Annotated in this window: 13 protein-coding genes; 5 read left to right on the top strand and 8 right to left on the bottom strand. The window is 41.1% G+C overall.

Features of this window, described 5'->3' with window-relative positions; all coding sequences use genetic code 11:
• Positions 1–72 precede the first annotated feature (72 nt).
• From DXB58_RS25455 to DXB58_RS25435, 5 genes are all read right to left on the bottom strand, one after another.
• Positions 73–1,605 carry a polysaccharide biosynthesis protein gene (locus tag DXB58_RS25455; RefSeq protein WP_181985792.1) on the bottom strand — a complete coding sequence of 511 codons (1,533 nt, stop codon included), beginning with the start codon at positions 1,603–1,605 and terminating at the stop codon, positions 73–75.
• A 307-nt stretch (positions 1,606–1,912) separates the two neighbouring features.
• Complete coding sequence (locus tag DXB58_RS25450) at positions 1,913–4,339, bottom strand: polysaccharide biosynthesis tyrosine autokinase (RefSeq protein WP_117611011.1); 2,427 nt, start codon at positions 4,337–4,339, stop codon at positions 1,913–1,915.
• A 6-nt stretch (positions 4,340–4,345) separates the two neighbouring features.
• Positions 4,346–5,161 (bottom strand): polysaccharide biosynthesis/export family protein, encoded by an 816-nt coding sequence (locus DXB58_RS25445; RefSeq protein ID WP_117611012.1) that lies wholly within the window; start codon positions 5,159–5,161, stop codon positions 4,346–4,348.
• Between the two features lie 58 nt (positions 5,162–5,219).
• Positions 5,220–6,626: an undecaprenyl-phosphate glucose phosphotransferase gene (locus tag DXB58_RS25440; protein ID WP_117611013.1), complete on the bottom strand. Its 1,407-nt coding sequence runs from the start codon at positions 6,624–6,626 to the stop codon at positions 5,220–5,222.
• 147 nt (positions 6,627–6,773) lie between these two features.
• Positions 6,774–6,920, bottom strand: coding sequence for a hypothetical protein (locus DXB58_RS25435; protein ID WP_176817075.1), 147 nt, complete (start codon positions 6,918–6,920; stop codon positions 6,774–6,776).
• Positions 6,921–7,073: 153 nt separating this feature from the next.
• Between DXB58_RS25435 and DXB58_RS25430 the strand changes: the two genes are divergently transcribed.
• Together DXB58_RS25430 and DXB58_RS25425 are read left to right on the top strand one after the other, a co-directional pair.
• Positions 7,074–7,703, top strand: a complete 630-nt coding sequence (locus tag DXB58_RS25430; RefSeq protein ID WP_117611015.1) for a BT4734/BF3469 family protein — start codon at positions 7,074–7,076, stop codon at positions 7,701–7,703.
• A gap of 29 nt (positions 7,704–7,732) precedes the next feature.
• On the top strand, positions 7,733–9,565 hold the full coding sequence (locus tag DXB58_RS25425) for a DUF3987 domain-containing protein (RefSeq protein WP_117611016.1): 1,833 nt from the start codon (positions 7,733–7,735) through the stop codon (positions 9,563–9,565).
• A gap of 133 nt (positions 9,566–9,698) precedes the next feature.
• Here the strand turns inward: DXB58_RS25425 and DXB58_RS25420 are convergent, their stop codons facing one another.
• Positions 9,699–9,917, bottom strand: a complete 219-nt coding sequence (locus DXB58_RS25420) for a DUF4248 domain-containing protein (protein ID WP_004297475.1) — start codon at positions 9,915–9,917, stop codon at positions 9,699–9,701.
• Positions 9,918–10,137: 220 nt separating this feature from the next.
• Here DXB58_RS25420 and DXB58_RS25415 point away from each other — a divergent pair, with 220 nt between their 5' ends.
• The 3 genes from DXB58_RS25415 to DXB58_RS25410 are packed head-to-tail and all read left to right on the top strand — an operon-like array spanning position 10,138 to position 11,204.
• On the top strand, positions 10,138–10,626 hold the full coding sequence (locus DXB58_RS25415) for a DNA-binding protein (RefSeq protein ID WP_004307288.1): 489 nt from the start codon (positions 10,138–10,140) through the stop codon (positions 10,624–10,626).
• A gap of 40 nt (positions 10,627–10,666) precedes the next feature.
• Entirely contained in the window at positions 10,667–10,774 is a 108-nt protein-coding gene (locus DXB58_RS27790; RefSeq protein ID WP_158570828.1) for a smalltalk protein, read from the top strand.
• 4 nt (positions 10,775–10,778) lie between these two features.
• The gene (locus DXB58_RS25410) at positions 10,779–11,204 is read left to right on the top strand and encodes an N-acetylmuramoyl-L-alanine amidase (RefSeq protein ID WP_004297471.1); all 426 of its coding nucleotides are present in this window, start codon (positions 10,779–10,781) and stop codon (positions 11,202–11,204) included.
• Here DXB58_RS25410 and DXB58_RS25405 read toward each other — a convergent pair.
• A complete protein-coding gene (locus DXB58_RS25405) occupies positions 11,197–11,946 on the bottom strand; it encodes a polysaccharide biosynthesis/export family protein (RefSeq protein ID WP_004297470.1) in 750 nt (249 codons plus the stop codon). The two genes, DXB58_RS25410 and DXB58_RS25405, sit on opposite strands and share 8 nt — an antisense overlap.
• Positions 11,947–11,973: 27 nt before the next feature.
• Positions 11,974–12,552 carry a UpxY family transcription antiterminator gene (locus DXB58_RS25400; protein ID WP_008644051.1) on the bottom strand — a complete coding sequence of 193 codons (579 nt, stop codon included), beginning with the start codon at positions 12,550–12,552 and terminating at the stop codon, positions 11,974–11,976.
• Positions 12,553–12,864 lie beyond the last annotated feature (312 nt).

Here is a 12,864-nt window from a genome sequence, read left to right as displayed (position 1 = left end):
GAGAAACAGTTCTGCATTTAATACAATATAAAAATTAGCAAATTATTTTTATAGTCTTCATTATTAAAAAACTCACTTATGAATATAACCGTAAACAAGATTTCGAATCTTTTCCGAAATTTTGACTCGTATTTCTTCTTCCAATCCATATGTCCAAACAGTAAGAGCAATGCTAACCACACAAGAAAATCCAATAATAAAGAAACCTATAATGGTATGGACATCTACAAGGCAATAGAGTATAAGTGGTAAAATAGCAGAGAAAAATGATATCTTTACACATGGAATGAACACTTGCAATAAATCAGGCAAAGAGTATCCCAACATTCTATTCAATAAGATAGGCTGCAATACAACTCCCAAAAGCACATCTGTCAGTAAACTAGCTATCGACAAGGATATAGGAGAATAACCTAACTCAAATAGGATATAGACAACAATAAACTGTATAAAATAAATAAGTGTAGTAAGAATGGTATTTATTTTTAAGCGCCCCTTTGCATAAAAAGCCATAAACAGAGAAGATTGCAAAGTGGAAAACAAACTTTGTATCGCAACAAATTGAATAAACAACACTGTATATGGAGGTACAATCTTGAGCCATACATGCAATAAGGGGGACGCTAGTAAACAAATAGGCAATGCAAGAAACCACATAAGAAAACAACTATATTTTGCAGTTTTAAGCACAAGTGACTTTGCACTATCCTCTTCGTTATTGGCATATCGCTTGACAATTTGAGGATTCGCTGCTGCCTTAAAGTTATTGGAAAACTGCATTGCCAACCCATTTACTTGGAGAGAAATAGCTCTAGCTGATACTACAGCAGGAGCAAAAAACATATTTAATAGCAGTAAAACACCTTGCCCAATAAAAGCTATACCACTAGAATTAAGTAAGCTCCATCCAGAAAACACACTTATTTCCTTAAAAACATTGCGATCATATAATCGAGGTTTATAATGCGTTTCAAAAAAATGTCTCTGGCAATAGAAACGATAAAACATCAGCATAAATAGCGTCACAGCAAAATACAATAAAGAATATACAATAAGCTTATCGTATTGGAAAACTGTTAATAAAAAGACAATAGTCAGTTTCAATATGGACTCTATAATGGAGGCAAATGCATATACAGACATGTGCTCATGAGCATTGATTGTGGCTGTAAAAGGCACTTGTGTAATGGTAAAAAATGCGGTAATGATAGATACATGATATACCCATATCGCTGCAGACATACGTTCGACAGGTATTACCATTTTATGATGTAAAAACCATAAGCCTACCGTTTCACCTAAGACAACGATTAGGAAAGCCAAAATGATATGAACCGTTAGTGAAGTAGAGAAGGTTTTCTCCATATTCAACCTATCATCTTTTCCTAATGCAAACATGATAAAACGGGTGGAAGCATTGCCCAATGCGCTATTAACAAAGCTCATAAAACCAGCTATTCCTCCTACTGCTATATAAATACCATAGTCGTCTACCCCTAAGACATCAAGAACAACACGGGCTGTATATAAAGATACAGTAAGTGAAAGAAGCATTCTCACATAGAGAAATAAAGTATTTTTTGCAATTGAGTTTTGAGTAGACATAATTAGATTTTTATCCTTCGAATAAAATGACTTTTATTCATATAAGCACTTACTATATGGTCATAATGCCCTTGCAGGTATCATAGCCAGTTTTGAGCTTTAAATTATTTTGTAATATTCACTGACAGAAGTGGCATTTAACACTGAAAAACTTATGTAGTGACAAGCTTTAAAAATTCGAATGGCTGTGGTAAGTTGTTCGTTTAAAAGATAATCAATCTAATCTTTACCTTACATCTGCAATTCTATAAAACGATGTTTTCGTCATTGTGAAATATCATATCACAACGAAATCTTTTTCAACTAACTATTCGTCTTTTACCCTATGTTGTTCTCCATAACCATAGCCATAGCCATAACGCTTGCCATAGCCGTAATATTTGCCATACTTACCATAACCGTAATAATAACCGTACTTTTTCTTCTGAAGATCCAGCCCATTGATTACAGTACAAAGATTAGGTAACTTATTACTATCAGCCAATTCATTAATCAAGGTAAACTCTGCTTTCCGAGTATAGTCTGCCCGACATACGTAAACTGACAAATCTGCTACACGACCTATGAGCAAAGTATCAGTTACCATACCAACCGGAGCAGTATCCAAAATCACATAATGAAAGTTCTTTTTCAATACTTCAATCGCTTTATCCAAAGCATCACGAGCCAATAATTCTGTAGGATTAGGCGGTACAGTTCCACCTGGAAGAATATACAAATTCTTACTAACATCCGAAGGTTGAACGAAATCCATCAGATTCTTTTCTGGATTTGACAGATATTGAGTAATCCCTTGCTCTTTCCGCGGAAGATTAAAAATTTTATTCAAACCAGGCTTACGAATATCAAGCCCCACAATCACCACTTTCTTTCCTAACAAAGAAAGGCTAATCGCTAGATTTGAAGAAATAAAAGATTTACCTTCACCACTAACCGTCGAAGTAACTAAAATCACTTTCTGATCATTCTCAAGCATAAACTGAAGATTAGTACGGATATTACGGAAAGTTTCACTCATTAAAGTATTCTGATTCTCAAACACAGCAATAGAGCCATTTGTTTCTTCTGTCAACGGCACATCACCTACAATAGGCAAATTCGTTAATTTCTCGACATCACCACGACCCTCTATTTTAAATTTAGTCAGACCAACTAAGAAAATAGTACCGACAGGAAACCCCACTCCTACCACTAAGGCAATTAAGTAGATTATCCTAGGCTTAGGAGAAACTGGGCCACCTTCAGCCGCCGGCTCATCAATAATCTTTGCATTATTCGCAGTAGCGGCTAAAGTAATAGCATTCTCTTCACGTTTCTGCAAAAGCATCAGATAAAGCCCAGCCTTGATTTCCTGCTGACGTGCAATACTTACATACTGGCGCTCCTGTCCCGGAGCATCACTGATACGACGGGAAAAACGACTGGACTCACGATCCAGATCAGCCTTCACGATAAGCAAGCCTTGTAAAGTCCCATCAATAGCAGCTTTTACATTTGCTTTCATGGCACGAATACTTGTATCCAGATTTACAATCATCGGGTTACTTTCCGTAGAAGTACGAAGTAAACGCTTACGTTCAATAATCAATTCATTATAACGATCTATTTGAGTAGTTAAACCATTATCGGATAAACCAATATTACTAGGTAATACTTCATACTCATTCGACGGATTATTGATATATTTATTAAGATCACGAACTAAATTAATTTGAGTTCCATTTTCTACACGTTTTCTTTCATATTCAGCATTTCCCGATACTGCTAATTGGGCATCACTACTGATATCCGTCAATCCTGCATTTCTTTTAAAAGCTTCCAGCTTATCCTCTGTAGTGCCAAGTTCCTCATCAATAATCTTAATACGTTCATTGATAAACTCTCTCGTCTTTTCAGCAACCTCATTTTTATCATTATTCGTATTCCGATTATACATTTCCATTAACTTATTGATAAAGTCCTGTCCTCGCTGTATATTCGTATTCATCAATGAAACAACTGCTACAGAAGTCGTTTTTGAGGTAGGTGCTATTTCCAATGCCCACTGATATCCTTTTGCCATCCCAAAAGGCTGACTAACTACAGCGCTGATATTTCGTACTACACTTTGCCCTACTATCTTCCCATTTGATAAAGAATCTTTCAATGTAAACCCAAATGTACCTGCATCCGTAGGTAACACCGCTGGAAGTTTATCAAAATGCTTATTATATTCGTTCAAGCCTATCTTTAGATTCACATCCAAACCACCTTCTGGAGATAACTTCATATCAACCAAAGCTGCATTTGGCAATTTATCCGCCTCTTGTGCTGTCAAATTCACAATTACGGGAGAGGTTTTATACAGTTCCTTTTTAGGAAACTCATCCTCATCATAGTAAGTAATATAAAGTTCCAGATTATTAACGACCTCTTTCAGTATTGTTTTTGAGCGTAGCACTTCTATCTCATTATCAATACTCTGCGTAGAAGTAATCATTCCACCTAATCCCAAACTTTCCAAATCTGCAGTATTTCCACCACCATTCTTTTTATCATTCTTTATCATGATAGAAGCAGAAACCTGATATACGGGAGTTTGAAAATGCAAATACACCCAGGCACCAATAAAACAAGCTAAAACCGAAGCAACAAACCAAGGCCAGTGAATTATATACTTAAAGAGAATTTCCTGATAATTTACTTTCTCTTCGTCTAATTCACTCACATTATTGTTATACGAATTCTCTTTCATTACTAATTACTTATTTAATAAAATTACCAATATATTTGCAAGTGAAACCAAGATAGAAGTAGCAGAAAACCATAATCCCGTATTGGTTCCTATATCCGAATTCTTAGCCTTAGTCTTATTAGGTGTCACATAAATTATATCATTCTGTTGTAGCTGATAATAAGGAGACAGTACCGTTTCAGCCTTATTCAAGTCCATAGTAATAATTTCCTGCTTGTTATCTTGCCCTGTCCGGATCAGTTTCACATTATCACGCATACCATAAATGGTCAAATCACCTGCCATTGCAAGAGCTTCCAACAAATTAATCTTCTCGTTAGAGACTACAAAGCTGCCTGGCTTGGTAACTTCCCCCAATACCGAAATCCGATAATTAACAATACGTACAGTTACAAGCGGTGCTTCTTTCAAATAAACCTTCAACTTATCTATGATTAAATTTTCTATTTCCAGCTTAGTCAATCCACCTACATGAATCTCACCCAATACTGGAAAGTTGATATTCCCCTGATTATCTACCAAATATTGCTGTAGAGCAGATGACGCGGTTCCTTGTCCCACCGTCTTTCCCTCCATTCCACTAGCAGTACCCGAATTTACCAGATTGAAAGGTGCAGCCAGTTCCGGAGTGGAACAAGACACGGCAATCGTCAACAAATCCTTTGGCATTACCTTCACACCTGTCTGAAGAACATTCTGTTCTGTATCATTCACAAAAGCCGTATCCTGCAAATAAGGTACTTTCTTATATGATTGGCAGGATACCAGCAAAAAAGCAAGTAACACACCCAAAGTCAATCGTTTCAGTTTTCTCATAACCACCTACTCATGTAATTTTACAACTATTGATTTAATTTTTACTCAATTTCCAATACCTCACCTAATAAGCCTCTTTATCCCCACGGATGACATTATACACAGTCTTATACATGATATATAAGTCCAGAATGAACGTCCAATGCTCGATATACCAGATGTCACGTTGCACACGTCCTTCCATCTGCCAAAGCTCTTTCGTTTCTCCACGAAAACCTGTCACCTGTGCCCAGCCTGTAATACCCGGTTTCACAAAATGACGAACCATATATTTATTTATTAAATGGGAATATTCTTCTGTGTGCTTCAACATGTGCGGACGGGGACCCACTAAAGACATATCCCCTTTCAATACATTAATAAATTGAGGAAGTTCATCCACATTCGTCTTGCGAATCAGATTACCGATACGGGTTTTACGAGGATCACATTCCGTAGCCTGAAGCGTATCACTTTGTGCATTCACCCGCATTGAACGAAATTTATAGCACCAAAATTCACGACCATCTTCACCGCTTCGTTTCTGTTTGAAAAAGACAGGTCCGGGAGAACTTATCTTTATAGCCAGTCCCACAATGATATATATAATCGGGAAAAGGGTACAAAGGAACAGTAGCGAGCAAATAATATCAAAGCTACGTTTCACAATACGATTTTCCAATAACTCAAGTGGCTCACGACGGATAGAAAGTACCGGAACATTACCTAGCATTTCAAAATACATTCTCCGTTTCAGATAGTTCCGGACATTGGGAACGCTGAAAAAACGAATCAGATGATTCTCGCAATAGTTGATAATCGGTACAATTTCAGCACTACGGGCGGAAGGAAGACTACAATAGAGCTGGTCTATCTTTCCCGCATTACGGGTCAAATAATCAACAGCTTCGCACGGCTGTCCCAAATAAGCTATATTCATAGGATAGCGGTCTGATGGGAAATCTTCAAAATATCCCAGCACACGATATCCGGATGTCGGATCATCCGTCATGGAATGATAAAGTTCCTGCATATTTTCATGGCTACCCACCAGTACTACCTTTCGGACATTTTCCCCACTTTTGCGATAAAGCTCCAGAATATAACGAAACGTCAGGCGATAAGAAATAATAACGATAATGAGAACTACGTAAAATGCCCCCAGCTGACGCAGGTTAACACATTCAAAATGGAATATGTACGAAAGTCCCAGTACCATCAATACAAAAGGAATCATGTTCCGTGCTACCCGAAGCATTATTTGCTCCGGACGAACCACCGGACGATGAAGGATCACTCCAGAACGAATGTTGCAAACCAGATAACATAAAGTCATCAAAGCCATGTTCTGGAAAAGAGGCATGGAAAACTCAAAAGGAGAACGGTTTCCCCAAAGAGAACCAAACACCCACAACAGTAAGTTCAGTAAAATGATGTCCCCTGAAAGGACAAAAGATTTTAGGACTTTATTAAAACGTTGGACTTCCTGCATTACTTTATTCTTGATTTAGATTTTCATCCATATCCTCATTTTTCTCCCTATACTCAATATAAAGTTCTCCCCATTCTACCATTTTGGCTCGAAACTCTTCTTTTGTGAGATTGTCATAGTAATAGGAAAAAAGACGGGTAAAATCACTTAGACGTAAATCTCCCCAGATGTCATCTTGTAATAAGTGGGTTTTCCCATGTGGATTTCTTTACGCATAGCCTCTATTGCCAAGTTAGCACGTTCAAACTGCTCTGCGATGAAATGGCCCAGTACGGGATGATTAAATTTTTTCATGTTTATAATTTTATTAATTGTTAAATACGTTGTATTATATGTTAATTTTATGCATATCCGTTCAGACATGTCTGAACGATATATTTAAAAGCTATTTCTACCTTCGCCCCGCGTTTTGAAAATTCAAGGCGATAATCAAAAAATATAAATGTTATGACAAACGATTTTAGAATGTCTTATTTCATGCCTCCCATTGCTCCCATCAAAAATGAACAGGGACGGATTGTTACTCCTGCAACACTGATTCCCTCCTGCGAAGTCTCCGTAGAACAAGTTTTTCAAATGATAACCTGCAACGAGAATCTCAAAATTCTGACCGAACAAGTACGCAATTCCGGAGATATACGGACAGCAAAAGCATCACTATTGCCTTATGTGACTCCCTGTGGTACGTTCTCGCGTCGCAACAGCAAATGTTTCGTAGCTTCTTCACATCTGGTAGTGGTAGATATCGACCATCTCGATTCCTATCAGGAGGCAGTGGAAATGCGCAGCACATTGTTTAATGACCACCTTCTGCATCCTGTACTCACGTTTATCAGTCCCAGCGGACGGGGCGTGAAAGCATTCGTACCCTACGATCATTTACCCATGGCTAACGACACAAACAGTATCATCGAAAATATGAAACTGGCAATGATGTTCACCGTGCTGCTCTATGGTACGGAAACACTTCCCCCATTCGGAGAAAAACGTAAAGGGGTAGACTTTTCCGGTAAGGACATTGTAAGGTCTTGTTTTCTTAGTCATGATCCGGGAGCGTTGTTTAGAAACAACAAATAATTAGATATTAAAAACTATAAATTAAAATTATGGACGAAATTGAATCGTTATGCCGCCTCTGTGAGGCGGTTGAAACTGCAGGAGCGGATATTGCCCCTACGTATGCTGAATATGTACAACTGGCGTTCGCCATCGCAACGGATTGCGGAGAAGCGGGACGCGAGTTTTTCCATCGGTTGTGCCGGGTGTCTGCCAAGTACGAACGGGAACATGCCGAACGGATATTCTCCAATGCACTTACTACCCGGCATGGAGATGTCCATCTGGGCACTGCATTCCATCTTGCTGAAAGGGCGGGTGTGACTCTCTGCAAAGAGGAAATGATGAACCACCGGAAAAATGCAAAAAATGCAGGAAATGCACCGTCCAAAAATCTCACACACACGCACGTATATAATAAGGTGGACAATGAAGAACCGTACGAATCCGAAGAACTGCAGGACGGGAGTGACCCGAACCAGCCATTGCCCTCTTTCACCGAAGCGGACTGGCCGAAAATCCTGCTGCTCATCATGAGTTATGCCACCAGCCCCACACAACGCGATGTCATGCTGCTCGGAGCATTGACCGCCATAGGTGCCAGCATGGAGCGATATGTGAGATGTCCATACGCCGGCAAACTCCAGTCTCCTTGCCTGCAAAGTTTTATTGTAGCCCCTTCCGCCTCGGGTAAGGGAATTCTTTCGTTCATCCGGCTGCTTGTAGAGCCTATTCATGACGAGATCCGCCAAAAAGTAGCGGAAGAGGTCAAGGCCTACAAAAAAGAGAAAGCCGCCTATGATACCATGGGAAAGGAGCGCTGCAAAGTGGAAGCTCCTCAAATGCCCAAGAATAAAATGTTCCTCATCTCGGGTAATAACACCGGAACGGGTATTCTGCAAAATATCATGGATGCCAACGGCACAGGACTTATCTGCGAAACCGAAGCGGATACCATCTCCGCTGCTATCGGTTCTGAATACGGACACTGGAGCGATACACTCCGCAAAGCATTCGACCACGACCGTCTGTCGTACAACCGGCGCACCGACCAGGAATACCGGGAAGTAAAGAAAAGCTATCTCTCCCTCCTGCTTTCCGGCACGCCCGCACAAGTAAAACCACTCATTCCCTCGACAGAGAACGGTCTCTTCTCGCGCCAGCTGTTTTATTATATGCACGGTATATGGACATGGATCAACCAGTTTGAAAGTGGCGAAACCGATCTGGAGGCCATCTTCACAGGCATAGGCCTGGAATGGAAAAAGCAACTGGACCTGATGAAAGCACACGGGCTTCATACGCTCCGGCTCACTGATGAACAAAAGCAAGAGTTCAATACCCTCTTTGCCGATCTGTTTTTCCGTTCGGGACTTGCCAACGATAACGAAATGAGCAGTTCCATAGCCCGACTGGCTGTCAATACGTGCCGTATCATGGCAGAAATAGCTATGATTCGTGCACTGGAATGCGACCAACCTTATCAGTTCAAGGATTCTTCCTCCCCTCTGCTGACCCCTGACAAGGAGATTGCCGCCGATAATATCAAAGACGGCATTATCACCCGTTGGGATGTGACAATCACCGCTGAAGATTTCCATGCGGTGCTGGAACTTGTAACTCCGCTCTATCGTCATGCCACACATATCTTATCTTTTCTTCCTTCCACAGAGGTCAAACATAGAGCCAATGCCGACCGGGATGCACTTTTTGAAATAATGGGCAACCAGTTCACCCGTGCACAGTTGTTGGAGCAGGCTGAAAAGATGAAAATCAAACCTAACACTGCTCTTAGCTGGCTGAACCGTCTGATAAAAAAAGGATTGCTTATCAATACAGACGATAAAGGCGTTTATACGCGCACGCATGTGTGCGTGTGTTAGGGAGCCCTCGGAAAAAGTGCATTTTTTGCATTTATATAACAACAGGACGTTTCATGAATCCTAAAGCGGCGCTTTAGAGGTGGTAAAGCATAGCTTTACGATTGCTAAAGCGGTGCTTTACTTTTCCGCTCTTCTAAGGTTCTCCCAAGGCATCTACAATCACTCTCACCTCCAACGGGGTGAATGAGCGGCGCTTTGATTCGTAACCTAAGTCGTACAGACGTTGCAGAAGTCCGGGACATAAAGAGATCCATTTCTTCATCTTTCGATATGCAGCAATGTCAGTTAGTTCCGGAGAATAAAGTTGAGCCAGTTCCATGCGTCCGTAGGCACGTATTTTGAATTCGTTCATAATGAATAAGTTTCTGATTTACAGTTACAAAAATAACAAAACATATCCACATATCCTACGTTTTTCCATTGAATAACCGACCGTTACTGCGCATAATTGACAACAATCGCGTGCAACTGTAGACTATTGATTTCTGCGGGTTTCAGGGTTGTATCTTTGTATCGTCGAAAGGGAAAAGAATCCCCCGGACACAATGTTTAACCCTTTAATTTATTGTTTTATGATTCGTTACAAAATTTATCAAAACCAACAGCAAAAAGGCCTGAATGCAGGCAAGTGGTTCGCCCGTGCGGTAAGCGACGAGACGTTTGATTTGGCCAAGCTTGCCGAACATATGTCGAAACACAATTCACCGTATTCCGGTGGTGTCATCAAAGGTGTACTTTCCGACATGGTAGACTGCATCAAGGAACTGCTGCTCGACGGCAAATGTGTGAAAATCGACGACCTTGCCATCTTTGGTGTGGGCATCCGCAGTAAGGCAGCTGATACGCTGGAAGATTTCTCATTGGAGAAAAACATCACTGGTATGCGTCTGAAAGCCCGTGCTACCGGTAATTTGTCAACCACCAACCTGAAACTCGACAGCCAGTTGAAACAGCAGGCCGAATATCAGAAACCAACAACTGCCGGAGGAGGTTCTGATTCGGGTGATACCCCTGATCCGAAACCGGATGGTGGCGGTGAAGCGCCTGATCCGGCTGCTTAATCCTAAATCCTTTATTTTTAATCTTTAAAAAAGTAACATCATGAGTAATTCATCTTCTCCCCGCTCCATATGGAGCTTCATCATCAAAGTGATTATCACCGTTGCCACCGCTATCGGAGGTCTGATCGGAGTACAGAGCTGTATGTAGCCTTATGCGTACCATCACTCTGATTATCATTCATTGCAGTGCCACGCCGGAAGGAAAGTCTCTTTCGGCGGAGGCTTGCCGTCAAGATCATATCCTTCACCGGAGATTCCGTGACATCGGCTATCACTTCTACATCACCCGGGACGGAGAGATCTGCCAGGGCCGTCCTCTGGAAAAGGTCGGGGCACACTGCCGTGACCATAACACCCATTCGATAGGTATTTGTTACGAAGGAGGGCTGGATATGGCGGGACGTCCCAAAGACACGCGTACATTGGCACAACGGGCTTCTTTGCTCGGTCTGCTCCGCGAATTGAGGAAAATATTTCCTAAGACGTTGATTGTAGGCCATCATGATTTGAATCCGATGAAGGAGTGTCCGTGTTTTAATTGTACAGAGGAGTACCGGGAATTAGATGGTATTATCTAAGTATATTGACCAGCAAACTGGCAATAGATACCAAAATGGAAAATCCCGAAACCCACATCGTCGTACTTGTTCCGATGTCTGCGCTCTGCGCTTTGGTTTTATTAGGAGTGACATACAGGATGTCATTCTGTTGCAACTGATAGTAAGGAGATAATAACAAATCCGCGTCGTTCAGATTGAGTGTAACAAACTGTTTATGCCCATTCCTGTCTTCGCGGATTAGTTTTACATTATCACGAACACCATAAATAGTCAAATCTCCTGCCATGGCAAGGGCCTCGAGCACATTGATCTGCTCATTCACCACCGGATAAACACCGGGAGAGGCCACTTCACCCAAAACGGAAACTTTAAAACCGGACATACGGACTACTACCGTAGGTCTTTCTTTCACGTAAGATTTCAGTCGCTCCGTTATCAGGTTTTCAGCTTCACGACTTGTTAAACCGTTCAAAGGAAGTTTTCCTAAAACCGGATAATTGATATTTCCCTGATCGTCCAATAGAAACGTACTGCCTTGCGCATTGAAAGGCTGCGAAACAACCGGATCGGAAGTGGAAACAAGAATGGAAACTTCATCACCCGGTATCAGCCTCGCGTCCTGAACAGGCGCAACTTGCGTATTCGCCTGTTTCAAAATCTCCGCATCCTGCAAGTAAGGTACTTTCTTATAGGACTGGCAAGCCGAGAGAAAGAAGAAAAAGAATATCAGTGCAAAAGCACCGGATAATTTCGTATTCATGTAAATGGTGGATAAATGATGACGGGATTAGTTTTTCTCGCAGACAGCCTCGACATAACCAATAGGCATATTAACGCAAGCGCATCCCAGCATATTCAGCCGGACGGCAATCTTGCTTTTGCCATCGACATTGACCAGTTCACCAACCAGCCCGGTAAGAGGTCCTTTCACAACACGGACTTTCTCACCACGTGCCAAAGGAGAGCTGTTCATACAAATAGCTTCCTCGGAATAGTCGAGCATAAAACGGAAACGAGCCATCTGCTCATCAGGAATTACCGCCGGAGAGCTCTCACCACGCATCACCATATAACGGCTAACTGTAGAAAAACCCAGAACTTCTTTGCGTTCTTTCGGATTTACGTGCACAAATACCATCATTGGAAGAAGAACAGACTCAACTATTTTGCGACGGTCACTCCACTGATGAATTTCTTGTTGGACAGGGACGAAATTCTCGATCCCCATTTTGTCTAAACGTTCGGCTACCTTCTTCTCGTGGTGCATACGAACCAGAGCAACATACCAGCGTTTAGAGTGTGCTACGCCTTCCCCTGTCCCATCGCTAGGCCCAGCACTAAGTGATTTTGGTTTTGTTAAAATCATGTTTTTTTACCCCATGTTATTCCGTTACTTCTTAGGTAACGGACAATACACACACAAGGCGCGCGTCTCTATAAAAATGGAAATCACATATAGGAATAGGGCACAAGAAAGGAACTGCCTAATACTCAACAGGAAAAATCCAGAGATTAGGCAATAAAAAGTTTAGAACATGAAAATAAAGTTATTTCATGTTCGGATAGTTTTTTTCCTATATTTCAGATAAAACGAAAAAAAGTGGAAGAATATTTGCTTACTATTTATGTTTTTGTCTATCTTTGCGTCAAATTTAAGTTCCGTTACCTAAGAAGTAAC

Source organism: Bacteroides sp. OM05-10AA (assembly GCF_003439055.1).
In the GTDB taxonomy this organism is placed as follows: domain Bacteria; phylum Bacteroidota; class Bacteroidia; order Bacteroidales; family Bacteroidaceae; genus Bacteroides; species Bacteroides intestinigallinarum.
Note: the sequence above shows the minus strand (reverse complement) of the source record. Positions and strands in the feature narration are given on the sequence as shown.